The 20,191-nt window shown below is 69.1% G+C and carries 22 protein-coding genes and 1 pseudogene; 12 read left to right on the forward strand and 11 right to left on the reverse strand.

What is annotated here, in order from left to right:
* Positions 1–150: 150 nt before the first annotated feature.
* The gene (locus ACIRJT_RS38480; RefSeq protein WP_403919208.1) at positions 151–1,392 is read right to left on the reverse strand and encodes an NADP-dependent malic enzyme; all 1,242 of its coding nucleotides are present in this window, start codon (positions 1,390–1,392) and stop codon (positions 151–153) included.
* Positions 1,393–1,915: 523 nt separating this feature from the next.
* Here ACIRJT_RS38480 and ACIRJT_RS38485 point away from each other — a divergent pair.
* From ACIRJT_RS38485 to ACIRJT_RS38495, 3 genes are read left to right on the forward strand one after another with little or no spacing between them, the layout of a single operon-like run.
* Entirely contained in the window at positions 1,916–2,878 is a 963-nt protein-coding gene (locus tag ACIRJT_RS38485; RefSeq protein WP_403919211.1) for an ABC transporter substrate-binding protein, read from the forward strand.
* A 28-nt stretch (positions 2,879–2,906) separates the two neighbouring features.
* Positions 2,907–3,875: an amino acid ABC transporter permease gene (locus tag ACIRJT_RS38490; RefSeq protein ID WP_403919214.1), complete on the forward strand. Its 969-nt coding sequence runs from the start codon at positions 2,907–2,909 to the stop codon at positions 3,873–3,875.
* A complete protein-coding gene (locus tag ACIRJT_RS38495) occupies positions 3,872–4,636 on the forward strand; it encodes an amino acid ABC transporter ATP-binding protein (protein ID WP_403919217.1) in 765 nt (254 codons plus the stop codon). The genes ACIRJT_RS38490 and ACIRJT_RS38495 overlap by 4 nt, the downstream gene beginning before the upstream one ends.
* Before the next feature lie 88 nt (positions 4,637–4,724).
* Here ACIRJT_RS38495 and ACIRJT_RS38500 read toward each other — a convergent pair.
* Both ACIRJT_RS38500 and ACIRJT_RS38505 read right to left on the reverse strand, forming a co-directional pair.
* A pseudogene (locus tag ACIRJT_RS38500) lies at positions 4,725–4,943 on the reverse strand (SigE family RNA polymerase sigma factor); the annotation flags it as partial.
* Between the two features lie 38 nt (positions 4,944–4,981).
* Entirely contained in the window at positions 4,982–5,743 is a 762-nt protein-coding gene (locus ACIRJT_RS38505; protein WP_403919220.1) for a class I SAM-dependent methyltransferase, read from the reverse strand.
* Between the two features lie 99 nt (positions 5,744–5,842).
* Between ACIRJT_RS38505 and ACIRJT_RS38510 the strand changes: the two genes are divergently transcribed.
* Positions 5,843–6,463, forward strand: a complete 621-nt coding sequence (locus ACIRJT_RS38510) for a CGNR zinc finger domain-containing protein (protein WP_403919223.1) — start codon at positions 5,843–5,845, stop codon at positions 6,461–6,463.
* On the opposite strand, the gene sodX is transcribed toward ACIRJT_RS38510, so the two are convergent.
* Positions 6,376–6,804, reverse strand: a complete 429-nt coding sequence (gene sodX, locus ACIRJT_RS38515) for a nickel-type superoxide dismutase maturation protease (RefSeq protein WP_003966341.1) — start codon at positions 6,802–6,804, stop codon at positions 6,376–6,378. The two genes, ACIRJT_RS38510 and sodX, sit on opposite strands and share 88 nt — an antisense overlap.
* 178 nt (positions 6,805–6,982) lie before the next feature.
* On the opposite strand from sodX, the gene sodN reads away from it, so the two are divergent.
* Complete coding sequence (sodN, locus tag ACIRJT_RS38520) at positions 6,983–7,378, forward strand: superoxide dismutase, Ni (protein ID WP_018959076.1); 396 nt, start codon at positions 6,983–6,985, stop codon at positions 7,376–7,378.
* A gap of 7 nt (positions 7,379–7,385) precedes the next feature.
* Here the strand turns inward: sodN and ACIRJT_RS38525 are convergent, their stop codons facing one another.
* Positions 7,386–8,540 carry a tyrosine-type recombinase/integrase gene (locus ACIRJT_RS38525; RefSeq protein WP_403919226.1) on the reverse strand — a complete coding sequence of 385 codons (1,155 nt, stop codon included), beginning with the start codon at positions 8,538–8,540 and terminating at the stop codon, positions 7,386–7,388.
* A 24-nt stretch (positions 8,541–8,564) separates the two neighbouring features.
* Positions 8,565–9,065, reverse strand: a complete 501-nt coding sequence (locus ACIRJT_RS38530) for a helix-turn-helix transcriptional regulator (RefSeq protein ID WP_403919229.1) — start codon at positions 9,063–9,065, stop codon at positions 8,565–8,567.
* Positions 9,066–9,185: 120 nt separating this feature from the next.
* Between ACIRJT_RS38530 and ACIRJT_RS38535 the strand changes: the two genes are divergently transcribed.
* From ACIRJT_RS38535 to ACIRJT_RS38550, 4 genes are all read left to right on the forward strand, one after another.
* A complete protein-coding gene (locus tag ACIRJT_RS38535) occupies positions 9,186–9,380 on the forward strand; it encodes an AlpA family transcriptional regulator (protein ID WP_030628141.1) in 195 nt (64 codons plus the stop codon).
* A gap of 143 nt (positions 9,381–9,523) precedes the next feature.
* On the forward strand, positions 9,524–10,963 hold the full coding sequence (locus tag ACIRJT_RS38540; RefSeq protein ID WP_403919232.1) for a DUF3631 domain-containing protein: 1,440 nt from the start codon (positions 9,524–9,526) through the stop codon (positions 10,961–10,963).
* Between the two features lie 315 nt (positions 10,964–11,278).
* On the forward strand, positions 11,279–11,848 hold the full coding sequence (locus ACIRJT_RS38545) for a hypothetical protein (protein ID WP_065846733.1): 570 nt from the start codon (positions 11,279–11,281) through the stop codon (positions 11,846–11,848).
* On the forward strand, positions 11,838–13,535 hold the full coding sequence (locus ACIRJT_RS38550; protein WP_403919234.1) for a relaxase/mobilization nuclease domain-containing protein: 1,698 nt from the start codon (positions 11,838–11,840) through the stop codon (positions 13,533–13,535). The genes ACIRJT_RS38545 and ACIRJT_RS38550 overlap by 11 nt, the downstream gene beginning before the upstream one ends.
* Positions 13,536–13,643: 108 nt before the next feature.
* Here the strand turns inward: ACIRJT_RS38550 and ACIRJT_RS38555 are convergent, their stop codons facing one another.
* Positions 13,644–14,339, reverse strand: a complete 696-nt coding sequence (locus ACIRJT_RS38555; protein ID WP_403919237.1) for a hypothetical protein — start codon at positions 14,337–14,339, stop codon at positions 13,644–13,646.
* A 179-nt stretch (positions 14,340–14,518) separates the two neighbouring features.
* Between ACIRJT_RS38555 and ACIRJT_RS38560 the strand changes: the two genes are divergently transcribed.
* Positions 14,519–15,022 carry a DUF2716 domain-containing protein gene (locus ACIRJT_RS38560; protein ID WP_403919240.1) on the forward strand — a complete coding sequence of 168 codons (504 nt, stop codon included), beginning with the start codon at positions 14,519–14,521 and terminating at the stop codon, positions 15,020–15,022.
* A 90-nt stretch (positions 15,023–15,112) separates the two neighbouring features.
* On the opposite strand, the gene ACIRJT_RS38565 is transcribed toward ACIRJT_RS38560, so the two are convergent.
* The 4 genes from ACIRJT_RS38565 to ACIRJT_RS38580 form a co-directional block, all read right to left on the reverse strand.
* The gene (locus tag ACIRJT_RS38565) at positions 15,113–15,658 is read right to left on the reverse strand and encodes an HAD domain-containing protein (protein WP_403919243.1); all 546 of its coding nucleotides are present in this window, start codon (positions 15,656–15,658) and stop codon (positions 15,113–15,115) included.
* A gap of 15 nt (positions 15,659–15,673) precedes the next feature.
* Positions 15,674–16,366: a class I SAM-dependent methyltransferase gene (locus ACIRJT_RS38570; protein WP_403919246.1), complete on the reverse strand. Its 693-nt coding sequence runs from the start codon at positions 16,364–16,366 to the stop codon at positions 15,674–15,676.
* Entirely contained in the window at positions 16,367–17,278 is a 912-nt protein-coding gene (locus ACIRJT_RS38575; RefSeq protein ID WP_403919249.1) for an aminoglycoside phosphotransferase family protein, read from the reverse strand.
* 78 nt (positions 17,279–17,356) lie between these two features.
* Positions 17,357–18,106 (reverse strand): hypothetical protein, encoded by a 750-nt coding sequence (locus tag ACIRJT_RS38580; RefSeq protein ID WP_356206339.1) that lies wholly within the window; start codon positions 18,104–18,106, stop codon positions 17,357–17,359.
* 202 nt (positions 18,107–18,308) lie between these two features.
* On the opposite strand from ACIRJT_RS38580, the gene ACIRJT_RS38585 reads away from it, so the two are divergent.
* Both ACIRJT_RS38585 and ACIRJT_RS38590 read left to right on the forward strand, forming a co-directional pair.
* Positions 18,309–19,664: a tetratricopeptide repeat protein gene (locus ACIRJT_RS38585; protein WP_403919252.1), complete on the forward strand. Its 1,356-nt coding sequence runs from the start codon at positions 18,309–18,311 to the stop codon at positions 19,662–19,664.
* Position 19,665: 1 nt separating this feature from the next.
* On the forward strand, positions 19,666–20,124 hold the full coding sequence (locus ACIRJT_RS38590) for an NUDIX domain-containing protein (protein ID WP_403919255.1): 459 nt from the start codon (positions 19,666–19,668) through the stop codon (positions 20,122–20,124).
* The last annotated feature ends 67 nt before the right edge of the window (positions 20,125–20,191 follow it).

Here is a 20,191-nt window from a genome sequence, read left to right on the forward strand (position 1 = left end):
CCCCCCCCCCCCCCCCCCCCCCCCCCCCCCCCCCCCCCCCCCCCCCCCCCCCCCCCCCCCCCCCCCCCCCCCCCCCCCCCCCCCCCCCCCCCCCCGGGGCGGGGCCCGTCCGGTACGGGCCCCGCCCACCCACAACCGCTCAACGCCACCTCAGCGCCGAGCCACACCCTCCGCACGGGCCGCCGCGGCCACCGCCGCGGTGACCGCCGGGGCGACCCGCTCGTCGAACGGGGACGGGATCACGTAGTCCGCCGCCAGCTCATCGCCGACCACGTCGGCCAGCGCGTTCGCCGCGGCGATCTTCATGCCCTCGGTGATCCGGGAGGCCCGGACCTGGAGCGCGCCCGCGAAGATGCCGGGGAACGCCAGCACGTTGTTGATCTGGTTCGGGAAGTCGGACCGCCCGGTCGCCACGACCGCCGCGTACTTGTGCGCGACCTCCGGGTGGACCTCCGGGTTCGGGTTGGCCATCGCGAAGACGTACGCGCCGGGGGCCATCGAGGCCACCGCCGCCTCCGGGACCGTACCGCCGGAGACGCCGATGAAGACGTCCGCACCGGCGAGCGCCTTCTCCAGCGAACCGGAGAGGCCGGCCCGGTTGGTCAGCTCGGCCAGCTCGCGCTTGACCTCGGTGAGGTCGTCGCGGTCGCGGCTGACGATGCCCTTGCGGTCGGCCACCGCGATGTCGCCGATGCCCGCCTCCAGCAGGAACTTGGCGATCGCCACGCCCGCCGCGCCCGCGCCCGAGATGACGCCGCGCAGATCGCCGAGCGTCCGCCCGGAGAGCTTCGCGGCGTTGCGCAGGGCGGCGAGGGTGACGACCGCGGTGCCGTGCTGGTCGTCGTGGAAGACCGGGATGTCCAGGCGTTCCTGGAGCTTGCGCTCGATCTCGAAGCACCGGGGCGCCGAGATGTCCTCCAGATTCACCCCGCCGAACGAGGGGGCGAGCCGGACGACGGTGTCGACGATCTCGTCGGTGTCGGTGGTCGCGAGCGCGATCGGCACCGCGTCGACGCCGCCGAACTGCTTGAAGAGGATGGCCTTGCCCTCCATGACCGGGAGGGACGCCTCCGGCCCGATGTCGCCGAGGCCGAGCACGGCGGTGCCGTCCGTCACGACGGCCACGACCTGTGATTTCCAGGTGTAGTCGTGGACGAGCTCGGGGTTGTCGGCGATGGCGCTGCACACTTTCGCCACGCCGGGCGTGTACGCCAGGGAAAGGTCGTCCTTGTCCCGGATCGGGACGGTGGCCTGCACGGCCATCTTCCCGCCCCGGTGGAGGGCGAAGGCCGGATCGAAGGGCTCGTCGGCCCCGGTGTCCGCTGCGCTCGTGCGCTGGATGCCGCTGTCGGTGGTGCTGTCGCTGCGAGGATTGACGATCTCCGCTGCCATGGTGTTGACCCCTTAAGTCTTCATCGTTTGAGGGTGGCCACTCCTGGTTGAGGAGGGGTGGGCGGGCACCGCGTACGCGCCTCGCACCGGGCGGTCGGCCCGCCCGGCTGGGATGGAGGTACGTACGCGCGGACGCGCCGCACACGCGCCCTGAGCCCCGGATGAGGGGTGTAAACGTCTTTCTTACCGGACGAACGATGTTACGGACGAGTCCATTTCGACGCGGTGACGTGACTCATAGTCGAATATCTGGACAAGTCGGCAAACCGGTATAAATGCCGTCCACTAGTCGAGACACGCCGAAGATTCTCCGGCGGGAGGAATGAATCCCCACAGATGGTCCGGTCCTCGCGCACCGGCCGTTGATGTTCGGGGGTCGCCCGTTATCCGATTTTGACATGGCCGGACCCCTGAATGGGCCAGTCCAAATGGCAGGATGCCGTCATCACACAAGGTGGCGACACTCGAAGGTGCGTGCCAAGCCGCCCACCAGCACCACCCTCACCTGCCGGAGGATCCCGACATGACCGCAAGCACCACGCGTCGTACGACCGCGAAGTCCCGGATTGCGGCGATCGGCGCCATCGCGGTCGCCGGCTCCTTGCTGCTCACCGCCTGTGGCGACCAGACAGACAGCTCCTCCCAGGAGAGCGGTAGCGGCAAGGAGACCAAGAGCGGCGCCCCGCTCTTCTCGAAGCTGCCGGAGAAGTACCAGAAGTCCGGTGTGATCAAGGTCGGCACGAATGCCGAATACGCCCCGATGGAGTCCGTCGAGAACGGAGAGATCGTGGGCGTCGACCCCGATCTGGCCGATGCCCTCGGCAAGCAGCTCGGGGTGAAGTTCGAGTTCACCTCCGGTTCCTTCGACGGCCTGATCACCGCCCTGAACAGCGGGCGTCACGACATCGCGATGTCGTCGATCACGGACAACAAGCAGCGCCAGGAGGGCCTGGACGAGTCGGGCAAGAAGCTGGGCGAGGGCGTCGACTTCGTCGACTACTTCCTCGCCGGCACCGCCGTGTACACGAAGAAGGGCAACCCGCAGAACATCAAGTCCATCGAGGACCTCTGCGGGAAGGCCGCGGCCGTGCAGCGCGGCACCACGTACGAGAAGGCCCTCAAGACGCAGTCGAAGGCCTGTACCGACGGCGGCGAGAAGGCCGTCAAGATCGAGTCGTTCGAGAACGACACCGAGGCGCAGACCCGCGTGAAGTCCGGCGGTGCGGTCGCCGGCGTCAACGACTACCCGGTCGCGGTCGACCTGGCCCGCAAGGCCGACGGCGGCAAGGCGTTCGAGGTCGTGGGCGAGCAGGTCGACGCCGGCCCGTTCGGCATCGCCGTCAAGAAGGACAACACCGGGCTGCGCGACGCCCTGAAGGAGGCCGTCGACGCGATCATCGCCGACGGTTCGTACCAGAAGGTGCTCGACAAGTGGGGCGCCGGTACGGGAGCGATCGACAAGGCCGCCATCAACGGCGGCAAGTGACCGGACGCTCCACTGAAGGGCAGTCACCATGACTGACAAGTTCGACAAGACACCCGCCGGTTCACCGACCGGCCCGGCGTCCGTCTCCAAGGGCGCCACCCCGGCCCCGGAGCACATCAGGGCCATTCCGGTCCGCCATGTCGGCCGCTGGATCAGCGGCGTCGTGGTCATCGGCCTCCTCGTCGCCCTCGGGTACGCCTTCTCGCAGGGCAATATCCAGTGGCACGCCGTGGGCGACAAGCTGTTCGACAGCACCGTCGTCGCCGGTGCCGGCCGCACCCTGCTGATCAGCGTCCTCGCGATGGTGCTCGGAGTGATCCTCGGCGTCGTGCTGGCCGTGATGCGGCTCTCGAAGAACCCGGTCACCAGCTGGGTGGCCTGGCTGTACATCTGGTTCTTCCGGGGTACCCCGGTCTACGTACAGCTGTTGCTCTGGTTCAACCTGGCGCTGATCTTCCCGGTCCTGAACATCCCGTTCATCTACAAGGACGAGATGACGGACGTCATGACCCCGTTCATGTGCGCCCTGCTGGGGCTCGCACTGAACGAGGCCGCCTACATGGCGGAGATCTGCCGGGCCGGCATCCAGTCGGTCGACGAGGGCCAGACCGAGGCCTCGCACGCGCTGGGCATGACCCAGGGCAAGACCATGCGCCGCGTGGTCCTCCCGCAGGCGCTGCGCGTGATCATCCCGCCGACCGGCAACGAGTTCATCAACATGCTGAAGACCTCTTCGCTGGTGTACGCGGTCACGTACAACGAACTGCTCCGCTCCACCTCGCAGATCGGCTCCACGTCGTACGCGGTGATGGAGATGCTGTTCGTCGCGTCCATCTGGTACATCGTGATGACCAGCGTGTTCAGCGTCGGCCAGTACTACCTGGAGCGCCGCTTCGCCCGCGGCGCGCTCCGCACGCTGCCGCTCACGCCGCTCCAGCGCGTCAAGGTCAACCTCGCGGCGTTCGGCAACCGGCCCTCCGGAGGTGTCTCCGCATGACCATCCCCATGGTGAAGGCCGAGGGCGTCCACAAGTCCTTCGGCGCCGCCCACATCCTCAAGGGCATCGACCTGGAGGTCGCCCCGCGTGAGGTGTTCTGCCTGATCGGCCCGTCCGGCTCCGGCAAGTCGACCTTCCTGCGGTGCATCAACCACCTGGAGAAGATCAACGCCGGCCGGCTCTCGGTCGACGGCGAGCTGGTCGGCTACCGGCAGAAGGGCGACAAGCTCTACGAGCTGAAGGACAGCGAGGTCGCCCTCCAGCGCCGCGACATCGGCATGGTCTTCCAGCGCTTCAACCTGTTCCCGCACATGACGGCCATCGAGAACGTCATGGAGGCCCCGGTCCAGGTCAAGGGCGAGTCCAAGGCCGTGGCCCGGGCCCGCGCCGAGAAGCTGCTGGACCGGGTGGGCCTCTCCGACAAGGCGGGGAGCTACCCCACCCAGCTGTCCGGCGGGCAGCAGCAGCGCGTCGCCATCGCCCGTGCGCTGGCGATGGAGCCGAAGCTGATGCTCTTCGACGAGCCGACGTCCGCGCTCGATCCCGAGCTGGTCGGCGATGTCCTGGACGTCATGCGCGGTCTGGCCGAGGACGGCATGACGATGATCGTCGTCACCCACGAGATGGGCTTCGCCCGCGAGGTGGGCGACGCGCTGGTCTTCATGGACGACGGCGTGGTGGTCGAGTCGGGCCACCCGCGCGACGTACTGACAAACCCGCAGCACGACCGGACGAAGTCGTTCCTGTCCAAGGTGCTGTAGGGCGGGTCCCCGTCGCATACGGGAGGGCGGTACGGACCGTGGTCCGCACCGCCCTCCCGCGCGTCGGGCCGCGCCCGCCGCGCTCCCCCGCCCGCCGGCCGCCCGTGAGCCGGGCGGGCGCCTCCCTCACGACCGGCCCGGTGTCCGTGTCGGCGGTGTTCCCGGGGCGGTCGGGCCGTTCGCCGTACGCGCGTACCCGCCGCCGGAACCGCCGACGGCTCGCGATGAACGTGTTGACCAGCGTCTTACGGGCGTACGCCTCGAGACGGAGAAAGAGGGGCGGTAGGAGCCCGAGACCCCTACCGCCCCTCTCAGCGCCGTGCGGCTGCCGTCGTTCGCGGACGGCTACTTCACCGCGAGGACCAGGGTGTCGGAGGGAGACGCCCAGACCGCGCGGGCCTCACCGAAGCCGGAGGCCAGCAGGGTGCGGGCGTGCCAGTCGGCCGAGGGCATGTCGCCGTCCGCGTGCTCGCCGTAGATCGCGAACCGCTCGGCGGTGGGCGCGGCCAGGACGGGGTCCTTCGCGGCGACGGCCCACCACTCGGCCCAGTCCAGCGCCCCGGCGGCCTTGGCACGGTCCATCGCGGCGTGGCGGTGGGCGCGTTCGGCCGCGTTGATACGAGGGGTGGCCGGGTCGATCGTGCGGTCGGCGTTCATGAACACCCCGCCGTCCCGGACGAGGCCGCCGAGCTGCCCGTAGAGGGTGGCGAGCGGATCGCTGTGCAGCCAGTGCAGGGCGGTGGCGGTGAGGACGGCGTCGTACGAGGTGTGGGGCAGCCGGGCCGTCCAGTCGGGGTCCTTGAGGTCGGCGGTGACGAAGGCGACCCGGTCGTCGCCGTCGAAGGTGCCGCGGGCGATGGCCAGGAGCGCGGGGTCGAGATCGACCCCGGTGCTCGTGGCGTTCGGGAACCGCTTGAGGAGCCGGTCCGTAATACTTCCCGTACCGCACGCGAGGTCGAGCACCCGCGCTTCCGGTCCGACGACCGCCTCGACCATGTCCAGCATCACCCGGAACCGCTCCTCGCGGTCGGGCATGTACCACTCCTGCTGCCGGTCCCAGCTCTCCTGCCAGGACTGCCAGTCGGTGCCCGTAGCCGTCTCCGTCACGCCAACCTCCAAGTAATTTTCAGGTAATACCCGTTAATGCCAGCCAACCATTACACTGGCCGATGCCCCGACTTTAGACCGACACCGTAAGGACTACAAGTGGAACTGGCCTATTACTCGGACTACGCCGTGCGCCTGGTCAACACCGAGGAGCCGGCCCGCAACAAGGACGCCCTCACCTCCGTCGAGGCGGTCCGGGAGCTGTTCGGAGCGAACCAGCAGGCGGCACGGCGGACCACGGACGCGGACGTGACCCGGTTCCGTTCCGTACGGGCTCGGCTGCGCGCGGTCTTCGAGGCGGCGGACGGCGACGACGAGACGCTCGCGGTCGACCTGCTGAACTCGCTGCTGCTGGAGTTCCCGGTGAGCCCGCAGATCTCGGGGCACGACGTACGCGACCAGGACGGCAGGCCGGACTGGCACATGCACCTGGCCGACCACCCGTCGAACGCGACCGCCGGCTACACGGCCATCGCGGCGATGGGCCTGGCCTTCCACCTCACCGAGCACGGCGTGGACCGCCTCGGCCTGTGCGAGGCGGCGCCGTGCCGCAACGCCTACCTGGACACCTCCACCAACCGCTCCAGGCGCTACTGCTCGGACCGCTGCGCGACCCGCGCGAACGTGGCCGCCTACCGGGCCCGCAAGCGTGAGGAGGCCGAGCGCACCGGCCGCAGCGCGGAGACCGCCCAGCCCAGCACCGCCGTCACCGACCGCTGACCTTTCGCCAGGGGCCGGTAGCGGGCCCGCACCCGGGCCAGCACCAGTTCCTCCGGCACCGTCCCGTAGTCGGTGCTGTCCCCACCCGCGAAGGTATTGTCGCCCCGCACCCACCAGCCGCCGGGCCGCCGCTCGGTGGCCCGTTTGACCACCAGCAGGTCCTGCTGGAAGGGGTGCCGCAGGATCACCACGTCACCGGGGCTCACGGGCGCCCCGTACTGCACGAGCAGCAGGTCGCCGTGGTAGAGCGTGGGCACCATCGAGGGGCCCGTCACCTCCACCACCCGCAACGGACGCCGCGTCACCCGCCCGCCTCCGGACACCTGTCGCCGCTCCGGCATCTCCGGCACCTCCTCCAGCACATCGTCAGCACATCGGCCGCGCACCGCTCCGTACGTTCGGCCGACGGCCCGATTCTCACACCGGACTTTTGACCTAAGCCCCTGGGGCAGCCACGGAAAGCGGCGCTCCACGGAGTAATGTCCCACCTGAGAAGACGATCACGAGGAGGACAGCTCCATGCTTTCCCGCCTGTTTGCCCCCAAGGTGAAGGTCAGCGCCCACTGCGACCTGCCCTGCGGCGTGTACGACCCGGCCCAGGCCCGCATCGAGGCCGAGTCGGTCAAGGCCGTCCAGGAGAAGTACCAGGCCAACGAGGACGCGGACTTCCGCACCCGCGCCGTCCTGATCAAGGAACAGCGCGCCGAGCTCGCGAAGCACCATGTCTCGGTGCTCTGGAGCGACTACTTCAAGCCCCCGCACTTCGAGAAGTACCCGGAGCTGCACCAGCTGGTCAACGACACCCTGAAGGCGCTCTCCGCGGCCAAGGGCTCGAACGACCCGAAGACGGGCCAGAAGGCTCTGGACCTGATCGCCGAGATCGACCGGATCTTCTGGGAGACCAAGAAGGCTTGATCTCTGGTTAGGCGCTCTGACCTGCGGTTTCGCTGGTCATGTCGCCCACCGGTCCGCACCTGGTCCGCAGGCCGCCGAGCACGGCGTCCATCACGGACCGGGTGCGGTCTTCTTCGCCCGGCCACAGATGCGCGTAGATCCGCAGCGTGATGACGGCAGACGCGTGGCCGAGAACCATCTGGACCTGCTTGACGCTCGCCCCGCCCGCGATGAGCGCGGAGGCGTAGAAGTGCCGCAGGTCGTGGGTCACCATGTGCGGCAGCTCGACGGGTTTGCGGCCCTCACACTCGGCCGCCTTGTTCTCCGCCGCCTGGAGCGCCTTGCGGGAGCAGTTCCACTCGGTCTTCCACCGCCGGTAGTTAAGCGGCTCACCCTCCTCCATGGTGAACAGCCACTCCCTGGACGGACGAGCGGCAAGATGCGCGAGGAGCGCGTCGGTGACGACTTCGCCGACCGGAACCGTCCGCCGGGACTTGGCGGTCTTCGGCGGACCGACCTTCCCCGACTGGAGCCGCTGCCGCTCCACGCGAATGCTGCTGGCCTTGAAGTCGATGTCCGACACCTTCAGGCCCAGCAACTCACCTATGCACAAGCCTGACCCGGCGAGCATGACGACGGCCGCCCGGATGTACGGCGGCATCACACGGACCATGGCCTCAACCTGAGCGACGGTGGGCGGGGTGACCTCCTCGTCCGGAATGACCGGAAGGGTGATCCGACGGCACGGGCTGGAGGCGATGACCTTGTCGTCCACGGCCGCCGTCATGACGCGCACGAGGACGTCGTGGACGTTCCGGACACTGCCCGGACCGAGCTGGTCGGACAGGTGCTTGAAAAGCACTTGTATGTCGTTGCGGCGTATCGCTGCCAGGGAGCGGGCACCCAGCGCCGGTACGAGGTGGAGCCGGAGCGCGTTGTCGGTGATGCGCTCACCCGCCTCGCTCGCGATGAGCGAGCCCTGCCACCTCTCGGCATACTTCGCGAAGGTGATGCGACCGGCGCGCGGGTCGACGTACTGACCGGTGACCACGCTGGCTGTGACCTCGTCGAGCCAGCGCTGGGCGTCGAGCTTCCGGTCGAAGTGACGAGCGTGCTCCTTGCCGTCGAGATCACGGTAGCGGGCGCGCCATTTGCCGTTGGGGCGCTTCTGTACGTTCGCCAAGTGGCTTCTCCTCTGTGCTGGTTGTCAGTAGTGGCCCCCGTCCTCGATGTCGCCGCTGAGGACGCGCGCGTCTCGCTCGTCCCCCATGAGGCGGAGGCACTGCTCGTGGATCGCCCGCGAGCTGTCCGGGTGGGCCTTGATGTGGCCGGCGACGGCGACCACGGCACGGTGCAGACGGTCGCGGGCGTCACGGGATTCGTAGAACGCTTCGACGGCTTCCTGGACGAGCCGTCGGCTGTCGACGTCGAGCCCTTCGAGGGGCGGCGACATCAGTTCTTCGAGGGGGAGCTCGAAGACGCGGGAGAAGGCGAGCGCCTCGTCGAGGTTGATCCGGCGACGAGGTGAGCCGTTCTCGATGCGCCAGACGGCCGTCTGGTTCATCTTCACGCCGGCTCTGGTCACCCGTTCGGCCAGCTCGGTCGTGCTCCACCCTCTGACCTCGCGCTCCAGAGCCACGCGGCCCGCCACGTTGCCTTCGCTGTAGAGCAGCGGCACCTCGCCACTCTCGGGCTTCTCGCTTGCCATCGAACCTCCATCGCGACCGTCGCTATCCAAATTGAAACACGGGCTTCCCGGTTTGGCTAACCGCCGATCATGAGGTACTGATTATGCAGATCGAATCACCACCTAGCCAAATGGGAACGCATGCGATACCTGACGACCGCCGAGGTAGCCGAGCGCTACCGCACCGCCGAGAGCACCGTCCGCTACTGGCGCCAGCTCAAGAAGGGGCCGCGCGGCATCAAAGTCGGCAAGCGGGTGCTCTACCCCGAGGCCGAACTGCTGCGCTACGAGCGCGCGCTGATCGACGGCGGAGACGAGTGGGGTCTGGCCTCATGAGCCGCCGGACCGCCCGGACACAGGAACGGCCCTCGGCGCGCCTACGCCGAGGGCCGGAGATCCCCTTGCACCTCGCCCATCCCTGAACGAACTGGTCGGGGGCGAGACCTTGCCCGTCTCGTCCCCACCTGAGAGGAACATCTATGAAGGACCCTACGTTCCCCGCCACCTCGAAGGCATCCGGTGTTGCCTGGCCACCGATCGCGGTCCCGGGCCAGGGTCTGCCTCGCGACCGAGAAGCACGCCCCGCCACCGGAGGCCCGCCCGCCGATGCTCCGAGCCGGAGCTCACGCGATTCGCGACCTGCCGAAACTAGTGCCCCGACAACAGCGTCTGACAGCGCAGGCATTCCTGCTCCAGGCGGACCAGAGTCCCAAGATAGCGGCGGGCCGGCAGGCGAAGGCAGCGCGCTGCTGGACGATCTCCGCACGGCGATCGGGCGGTACGTGGTGCTGCCGAGCGACGAGGCCCTGACCGCCGTCACGCTCTGGGTCGCGGCCTCCCACATCCAGCCGGGCCTCCAACACGCGCCACGGCTGGCGGTGGTCGGGCCGACCAAGGGGTGCGGCAAGTCCCGTCTCCTGGACGTCCTCTACGAGACCGTCCACCAGCCGATGATGACGGTGAACACCTCCCCCGCCGTCGTCTTCCGCGTCATCGGCAAGAACCCGCCGACGCTGCTGGTGGACGAGGCCGACACCATCTTCGGCCCCAAGGCGGGCGACAAGGAGGACCTGCGCGGCCTGCTGAACGCCGGGCACCAGCGCAACCGGCCCGCCTGGCGGATCTCCGGGCCGGAGCACAAGCCGACCGCGTTCCCCACCTTCGCCATGGCGGCGCTGGCCGGCATCGGCGACCTGCCGGACACGATCATGGACCGGGCGATCGTCATCCGCATGCAGAAGCGCAAGCCGGGTGAGCGGATCACCCCGTTCCGATCGCGATACTCCGTACCGGAACTGCACGCGATTCGCGACCGGCTGGGCGACTGGCTGGTCCCGCAGCGCGGCACCGTCGCGGGCGCGGTGCCGAAGATGCCCGTCGAGGACCGCGCCGCCGACACATGGGAGCCGCTCGTCATCGTCGCCGACCTCGCCGGCGGGCACTGGCCCGCGCGGGCACGTGCCGCTTGCCTCGCGATGACGCGCAACGAGGTGGTCCAGGACGAGCAGACGACACTGAAGACGCGGCTGCTGCGTGACATCCGCCGCGTCTTCGACCAGGAGGCCGGCAAGGAGGCCATGCGCAGCCAGGACCTGCTCGCGGTCCTCATCCAGGACGCCGAGGCCCCGTGGGCGGAGTACGGCACGAAGGGGCTGAACGCCTACCACCTGGCGAATCTGCTGCGCGACTTCGGTATCAGCCCGGCCAACTACCGATTCGAGAACGGCAGGCAGGCCAAGGCGTACGCCCGCAACCAGTTCGTGGACGCATGGGCCCGCTACTGCCCCGACCCCGCCCTGTCGGCACCCACCGCCGAGGTCCCGGCACATCCGACCCGGGGCAGGCCGCCCGCCCCTCCGTCCGGGACGCTGCCCACCGGCCCGCCGGGAGGGCCCGCAGGCCCCAGGCCCGCTCGCTGACACCAGGTCCGCATCAATCCGTCGCATCCGTCCCCGCGCAGGTCAGCGCGGGGACGGATCTCCTCGGCGTTACGGATCACTCCGTACCTGCCTCCGTCTCCGTACCTGTGCTGACCAGCCACGCGACGGATGCGACGGATGCGACGACGGGCCACCCCACACGACTGACGGAGCACCACCATGCCCGAATCGAACGCCGACGACCCCACCTCCCGCCGCCGCAGGAAGTTGTTCAGGCTCACCCGACGACCAGCAGCAAGCTGGAGCGAACGAGCCTCTAACGAGGCTTCGTCCGCGCTTGCCCCCGCCTCAGGGATGGCGGAGGACAAGGCCGAGCGCCAGGGGGCGCCCGAGCCGAAGGAGGGGGTGGCCGAGGACTCCGGCCGGCCCGCAGCCGACTCCGCTCCTCCCAGTAGTCCGGCCGATGCCCCACCGCTCGTCGAGCAGCTCTCCTGGCGGGATCTCGACGCCCCTGCCCTGCCCGCGCAGATGAACCGCAAGCGCACCGTGGAGAAGCGCGACCAGGAGAAGACCATCCGCTTTACACGCACCGCAGTCCAGGTGATCAGCGCCGCCGCTCACCAGCGCGGTCAGAGGTTCGCCGGATTCGTCGGGGACGCAGCCCTGGCTGTTGCGCAGGGCAAGGCGGGGATGGTCGGCAGCCCGGAGGACGATCCTCTCCGCCCGCTGATCGAGGCCGTCGAGGCGCACACCGTCGCACTGAACCGCATCGGCGGCAACCTCAACCAGATCACTGCAGCCATCAACCGAGGAACCGTGCCCGAGCGCGCCGAGACGGTTCTCGACCGCGTCGAGCAAGCAGCACAGAACAGCTTCCACCTCATCGACCAGCTCCTCGCGAACGGCACGGCTCATGGTTCCTGACGTCTCCACCGGCTCCGACAGCCGCGGACTGATCGCCTACCTCTTCGGCCCTGGCCGCCGCGACGAGCACACCAACCCCCACGTCGTCGCCGCCTGGGACATGGTCGGCGCTCCCGACCCCGGCCGCGACCCGGCAGCCACCTACTCCCAGCTCGCCAGGCGACTCGACCACCACGTTGACCTCCGCACACGCGAGCTAGGCGGCAAGAAGCCACCGCAGCACGTCTGGCACTGCCCGGTCCGCACCGCGCCCGGCGACCGCTACCTCAGCGACGCCGAGTGGGCCGAAGTCGCCCGCCGCGTCGTGCACGCCACGGGCATCGCCCCCGCAGGCGACGAGAGGGCATGCCGATGGATCGCGGTCCGCCACGCCGACGACCACATCCACATCATGGCCACCACCGTCCGCGCCGACGGACGCCGCCCCCGCACCCACCAGGACGGCCGACGAGCTCAGACCGAGTGCCGCCGGATCGAAGCTGAGTTCGGCCTGCGCCGCCTGAAGTCCGGCGACCTCACCGCGCCCCGTACCCCCACCGGTGCCGAACGCGCCAAGGCCGAGCGCCAGGGCCAGACCGTGACGGCACGGCACTGGCTGCGCGAGCGGGCATACGCGGTCGCCGCTGCAGTACACACCGAAGCCGACTACTTCACCGTGCTGCAGTCCCTCGGCATCAAGGTCAAGACACGCCTCGGCCCCGAGAGCGGCGACGTGATCGGCTACAGCCTCGCCGCACCCGGCGACACCAACAGCGCCGGCGAACCCATCTGGTACGGCGGCTCGAAACTCGCCCCCGACCTCTCCATCAACCGCCTCCGCGAACGCCTCCCCGACCAGGAGATAACCGACCGCCCCAGGTTCGCGGCAGATCCCGCCGAGCCGTGGCAGCACACCATCACCGCGATTCAGACGGCGCACTTCGCCCTCGACTCCGACGACCATGCCGCCGCCCAAGGCCAGCTCGCCGCCTTCGGCGACGTCCTCTACATCATCGCCAGCGCCACACCCGGTCCACACCGCGCAGAGCTACGCGCAGCCGCCACAGCGTTCAACCGCGCCCGCCGATCCGCCACCCGCGCGGACCACCAAGCAGCCCACGCCCTACGCCAAGCCGCCAAGGAACTCACCTACGCCTCCAACGGACCCGGCGGACTCACCATCGCCCTGCTCTTCGCCACCGTGCACCTGACCCGCGCCGCCGCCAGGTGGCACGAGCAGCGAGGCCACGAACAGCAGGCCGCAGCAGCCGACGAAGCCTTCCACCACCTCCAGGCCGGCTACCAGCAGGCCGCCGCACCGGCCTTGGTGGAGCTTGCCCACCGCGCACCACGAGCCGCCACCGCCAGCCGCTTCGAGCAGGACGTGCGCGCGGCCCTCCCCGACCACGCCGACCGGATTCTCACCGACCCCGCTTGGACCGCCCTGACCACAACCCTCGCCCAAGCCGAAACCGACGGCCACAACCCCCGACGTCTCCTGGCCGAGGTGGGCACCCAGCGGGAACTCGACAGTGCGGAGCGCCCCGCCGAGGTCCTCACCTGGCGCATCGCCGCACAACCGAACCGGCGGACGCAAGCCGCTCGCAGGCAAAGCGCCATCAGTGGCACATCGGCCAGGTCCGCCACGCCGCGCCATCCGGCTACGCCAGTGGCTAAGAGGCCCGAGGAGCGCAGTCGGCACCGTTGACCCCGGGTGCGACACGTTCCCCGTGGGAACACCGGAAGTGTTCCCACGGGGAACGCCCACCCCTGAGGAGACGGAGCTTTCCGTTCAGTTCCCGGATGGCGTACCAGATCAGCTGGGGGGCTGAGCGGCCTGAAGGCGCTCATAGAGGAAGGGGGCATCGAGACGTGTGTCGATGGCACGATCGCGCACGTCGGTGAGAAGCCAGCCCAGCAGTTCGGCAGTGGCGTCGTACTCATCGTAGAAGCCCATGCGCAAGTCGGTAATCTCGAACTCGAGCATCACGTCGTCAACGAGGTCTGCCAAGTGCGCGTCGGCGTCTGGGGTATTGGTCGCGGTCCATGTGTTCAGCCAAGGACGCAGGCTGTTGGTGGCCACGGTGACGGCGCTGAGGCAATCCCTGGCGGGCACGGGGCTGGGATGGGTATGCAGCGTGCTCTGCCACCAAGCGGACCAGACGTCCCGCAGGGCCTCGGCCAAGGGCACGTCCCAGGTGGTCCAGCCCGCGTGGATCAGGCGGGCGGCGATGAGCTCCTCGTCGATGTGGAGCCGGCCTGTGACAAGTAGGCGAATGATGCGCGGGACGAGGTGACGATAGAGACGAGGAAAGTCTTCCCAATGATCAGGCGTCTTTGCGGCAACCGAGGAAACCAGGTCGTCGCCTATGAGATGCAGCGGGCCGGAGAGTTCGGCGAAGTCGCGCTCGCCGTAGCAGTACGTGCATCCTGTGACGAGGAAGGGACCTTCTGAGGCGAAGGCGTGGTCCAGGGCATCGAGAGCTGTCATGAGCTGCTCAGAGCAAGACATGGAGCCTGCCGGGGGACTCCGTCCGGGTAACCGGCGAAGATCGCAGGCTATCAGGCCGTCCCCCGCCTCTCACGGAATACCTTGATGGTCCGAGTGGAGGGGAGCGCAGTTCCGTGAAGGACCTATCTCCGATCCTCACAAGGGCGACTCGATAGGGTCGGGCCATGATGGAGAGTCCCGTGATCGAGCTACTTGAGATCGAGTACCGGCGCGTTTGGGACCGCTTCTACGACGAGTTCACGTTCCGGCCGAGTACGAGTTCTCTCAAGTGGCCGGCCATCAAGGAGCCCGTCGCATCGGTTACCTGGAGCCTTGCCGCGCTTGACGACGACCCTGAATACGAGCGGTTGGACCGCTTGGTCGAGGTGGTCGAGCAGGGGCTGAAGTCCTGCATGGGCCCGAGCGGAACATTGCTCGCGCTCGACTGGCAGCACACGTCGTATCGCTTCGCACCGCTGGGCGTCGGTGGCCCGGGGCAGCCGGCCTGGCCTTTGAGCCCGTACCCCGATGGGGATTACCACACCTACCTCTCGGAAGACTTCCGGACGGGCAGTTTTGGGCACCCCTGGGAACAGTCGCTCTGTCTGTTCGGTCAGGAATTCCTCGACGCCGCATCCGCGGAGGTGGAGAAGCTCCTCGGCCAGCCGATCCGTAGGTCCGGTAGGGCAGTCGGCACCGCCTGAGTTGGGTCCGGACTCCACAGGCACCCAGGGAGTCAGCCCCCCAGCGCATCCTGATGCCCTCGCTGCTCGCGGCAGCGAGGGCATCAGCCGTCAAACGGCGCGGGCTGCGGGTAACTGCGCGAGCCACTTCGTCACCTCGGTCAGGTGCTCGGGCTGCAGCCCGAGGTGTGGGTCTGGCTGAACGAGGAGGGTCGGCGTTCCCCTGGCTGTGCGCTCTGCCGCCCATGCGTGGTCGAGGCTGGTGAAGTCGTCGTCGATCCAGACGGCGGGGGCGTCTGCCAGCCAGTCGTTGACGTGGTCACGTTTCCAGAGGTAGCCGCCGGGGTGGCTGGTGGTGATCTGAGGGCGAGGCAGGTCGAGGTAAGGGAAGTCGGGCAGCCCCAGAAGAGGGCCGATGATCGTGGTGGCGTCCCTGCGCCAGCTCGTGCACCACACGGGGGTGACGAGTCCGCTGGTCAGGAAGTCGGTGAGAATGCCGCCCTGGCTCGGGTCGAGCCAGATGGGCACGGGGTCGTCGGGGTGTCGGCCGGTGGGCAGGACGGTGTGGCGGACGTGGGTGGGCGGGGTGCTGCCGTCGAGGGCCGGGAACGGGATGAGGACGCCGTCGATGTCGAGGAGCAGGTAGGGCAGGGGCATCGGTGCCTCCGTCGGTCAGCGTTTGCAGGCGGTGATCAGGAGGGTGGTGGGCCACGGGTCGCGGCGCGGGTGCCGCAGCTCCACCGCCAAGGTGATGCGCAGGCCGGTCCGGGAGAGGTGAGCTCCCCAGCGGCGGGCGTCAAACTCCCATCGAGCGAGGGGCAGTCGGGTGCGGTCGGGCATGGTGACGTAGTCCTCGCGCGGACGGTCGTCCGCGGATGGATGTCTTCCGGCCCGTGCCGGGTGAGGGACGGAGAAGGCCAGGACACCGCCTGGTTTCAGGCGCCGGGAAACTGCGGCGAGGAGGAGCTCGGGGGCAACGAGGCCGACGGCGCCGAAGACGGAGTAGATCGTGTCGAAGGTCTGGCCGGTGGCCTGAAGGTGGTGCAGTGCGTGGCCGGCGGCGAACGTGGCGCCGTCGATGTGGCCGTAGTGGGAGCGGGCCCGGCGTACCTGGAGGCCGACCAGGTCTACGCCGGTGACGCGGGCCTGGTGGTGTTTCGCGAGGTGGGCCACGTTGTGGCCGGGGCCGCAGCCCAGCTCCAGGACGCGCTTGCCGCACAGGTCCCGGCCCAGGACCTCGGCGCCGGGACCGATGCCCGCGTGGGTGCTCCATTCCATCCGGGCCGGTGCGCTGAGGGCGTGCGCGGGAGCAGTGGCTGTGCGCTGGGCTGCGTGGGCGTACCAGGGGGAGACCTGGGCGAGCACCTAGACCTCCAGGAGTTGGACCACGTCGTTCAGGTGGCGGCGGACGACGGGGATGTACGCGGGGTCCTTGGCCGGGTCGTCGATCCAGCGGATGGCCTGCTCCATGAACCACTCCACGGCCCACATCCGATGCCAGCCCAGGGCCCATGCCTCGGCGGTCAGGCCGCCCCGGGCGGCGAGGGCGTCCTCATGACCGCCTGCGGTGACGTACTGCTCCAGGAGCACCCGCATTCGGAAGGGGCTCGGTACGTCGGTGGTGCCGTGGTAGGAGGCAAGGTCGATCAGGCCGGGGCCGGTGAAGGCGCGTGCGAAGTCGAGGAGGTGCCAGCCGTTCTCACCGATGTGGACGCTCGTGGGGTGGAACTCGGAGTGGACCCAGCCGAACGGGTCGAGCGTCGCCCCCTGGACACGGGCCTCGGCTGCGGTGGAGATCTTCCCCAGCGCGGTCTCGATGTCGTCGCAGTCTGCCCAGCGGTCAGCTTTTCGCAGCCGCTGGAGGTGATCGAGGGCTCGGCCGGGCAGGGCTGCGAGGCCCGCCCCGTCGAGGAGGGGCAGACCGCCCGCCGGCCGGGCGGCATGGAGCATGACGGCGGCGGCGACACCGTCGAGGTCGTCGGCGTCTCGTACGGGGGTGCCAAGGTCGTCCATGAGCATCCCGAGCCACTTGTCCTGCATGGCGGTGGCGTGGAGCGCGGGGACCGGGAGCCCGCGCTGGTACGCCGCCCGCAGGGCCTGGGCCTCGCGATCGAAGGGCTCCTTGGCGTACTTGAAAACGGCTGTGGTGCCGTCGGGGAAGGTGACTCGTTCGACGCCGGACATGCCCCAGACCCGAATCTCGGCACGTTCGGGGAGGGGCTTGCCGACGAGGGTGCACAGGTCGTCCAGCAGGGTGGCGGACAGGCTCTGGTCCATGGGGGTCTCCAGGGGATGGTGGGCTCCGGAGCGGGCGCGCGCGAGCTGGCCCGCCCCGGAGCCGTGCTGGGGGCAGGGTTACTCGGCTGCGGTCACGCGGCGGGCGTAGACCTGCTCGATCCAGCCCGCCTTGAACTCGGCCAGGTCGTCACGGAAGTTAGCCATCGAGGCACCGTAGGGCGCGACGACGCCGCCGGACTGGTCCGGCACGGACTGGCAGCCGTGCACCAGTCGGCCGCCGAGCGCGGCGTGGGCCTTGATGGACTCGATCCGGCGGTGCTCGTTGAACCAGCCGCCGTGGTAGACCTCGTCCAGCATTCCGCCCGTCTCGTCGTCCACGTCGAAAACGACGGACGTGGCGGCGGGGAAGAACCAGCACGGGCCGACGTTGGAGATGTGCCCGTCCAGCTCGACCTTGTTGAGCGCCATCAACGTCGCTGCCTCGCGCAACATGCGCAGATGATCGGCAGTGATCTGCGGCAGGCCGAGGCCGGCCAGGTGCTCCTCGCGGAAGAGGTACGAGTACACCCCGTACGCCGTCGCCAGCACGCGGGCCGCATCGGAGGTGGACTCGCCGTGGTTCTTGATGAAGTCGAGCGCGAGCTGCTCGACCGCGCTCTCGGTCGTCTCGTCCACGTCGAGGAGCTGGGCCTTCACCAAGTCCCAGTCGGCGACGAGCCAGGTGCTGGACTCGAAGCGGAAGAAGTACTCGGCCGGGTTGATGATGATGCGCCGGCCGTCCACCTGGATGCCGGGCAGGCGGTTCCAGCGCGGGTCGAAGGCGTCGGGCAGCTCGACCGTGATGGTCGCGGTGTCGATGGTGGTCACCGTGTCTCCGTCTCTGATCGTCCGGACCGGGGCACAGGAATGCCCGAGCCCGTTAGGGCGTACGGAACTTGGGAGCCGCCCGGCCCGCGATGCCGTGAGTGGGGCGGCTGTCGATAAGTGAACCGCCCGCTACGCAGAGTGGGTACGGTGTGACCGAGGCCAAGCGGTATACACGGTTTACGGATCCGGAGCGGAGGCGATCATGCCGACACCCACCAGCGCCAACTCCCGCCTGCGCGACACGATCAACGCCGCCGGGTGCACGTACGACGCGCTCGCCAAGGACGTACGCCGCATCGCCGCCGAGAACGGCGAACTGCTCCAGACCAACAAATCGGCCATCTCCCACTGGGCGGGCGGTGCCCGCACGCCGTCCGGCCAGGCAGGCCAGTACCTCGCCGAAGCCCTCTCACGGCGGCTGGGACGCGTCGTCACCCGAACCGAGCTCGGCCTCCACTCACCCGACACGGAGTCGCCACCGGACACCGACCCTGTCACCGCGGTCACCGACCTCGGCCGTGCGGACGTCGAGCGTCGCCGCTTCCTCGCCATCGCCGCGTTCACCACGGCCGGCGTGGCCATGCCGCTCATGCACGACCACGAAGCTACCTCGCGGATGCTCCGTGCCCGCACCGCCCGCTCCCTCGTCGGCAGCGACGACATCGACGTCGTACGACAGATCACGGCAGCCTTCAGTGCCGCCGACGAAAGGCTCGGCGGCGGGCACGGCCTGACCACGGTCACCGCGTACCTCGCCGACACGGCAGCCCCCATGCTGCGCGGCCGGTTCCCCACAGAAGCCTTACGCCAGGCCGCCTTCGGCGCCGTCGCCGAACTCGCCTACCTCGCAGGGTGGAAGCACCACGACCTTGGACACGAAGGCGCTGCCCAGCGCTACTACCAGGTCGGCTACCAGCTCGCCTGCGAAGCAGACCCTCACGGCCATGCCGCATGGATGATGCGCGCCCTCGCCCACCAGTCCCTCAGCCTCAAGCAACCCCACCACTGCGTGGACCTCGTCAAAGGCGCCCTCTCCCGCGGCCTCGGCCACGTGGACGGCCAGACGGAAGCGCTCCTCCACATCACGCACGCTCGCGCATACGCAGCGGTCGGTGAGAACCCATTGGCTGCTCGTGCTCTCCTCGCCGCCGAAGACGCGCTCCTGCGCGAGGACGGTCCCCAGCCCAGCTTCTCCCGCGTCAGTGGCCCTGCCGCTGGCACCGTGGCCAGCCACACCGCCCGCACGCTGACCGACCTCGCCGACCACATCGGTACGGAACAGCAGCACCGCGACGCGCTCACCCGTTGGGACCCTGAGAAGTACAAGCGCGTCCACGCCCTCACCCATGCCGACCTCGGCGACAGCCTGGCCGCCCAGGTCCGCGCCGACGAAGCGGTTGCGGCCTGGACTCAGGCTCTGGTCCTCATGGAGGGCATGACCTCCGACCGCACCCGCAAGGCGATCACCTCGATCCGTTCCACACTCGCGGTCTATCAGCGCCGCCGCGTCCCCGGCGCCGCCGATCTCGCCCGCCGCGCCCGCGAGGCCCTCGCCTAACATGCCCAACAACCTGCCCGACGAAGGGAACCCCGTGGCTCAGCAGACCGATAACCGCCCTCCAGCCCTCAAGCCGGCGCTCGACTCGATGACGCTGCTGGTCGCGGCCGTCATCGTCCACGACAAAACCACTAACCGCGTCGTGCTCCTCCAGCGCAGCGAGAACGCGAAGTTCGCCCAGGGGATGTGGGACCTGCCCGTCGGAAAGAGTGAACCGGGCGAGCCCATCACTGAGACGGCAGTCCGCGAGCTCTATGAGGAGACGGGCCTCACGGTGAAGCCGGAGTCCCTCAAGGTCGCCCACGTCATTCACGGCGCCTGGGGCGTCGAAGCCCCCAACGGCTTCCTCACGGTCGTCTTCGCCGCTGAGGAATGGACCGGCGAACCCGAGAACCGCGAACCGCGCAAGCACGCCCAAGTCCGCTGGGTCGACACTGAGCTGTTTCCAACCTCAGCTTGAGCATGTCAGATACAGGGTGAGGACCGTACCCGCAGCAACCGCTGCAAGCGCTGAACACTTCGCGAAG

The sequence above is a fragment of the Streptomyces sp. NPDC102283 genome (assembly GCF_044766265.1).
Lineage (GTDB): Bacteria > Actinomycetota > Actinomycetes > Streptomycetales > Streptomycetaceae > Streptomyces.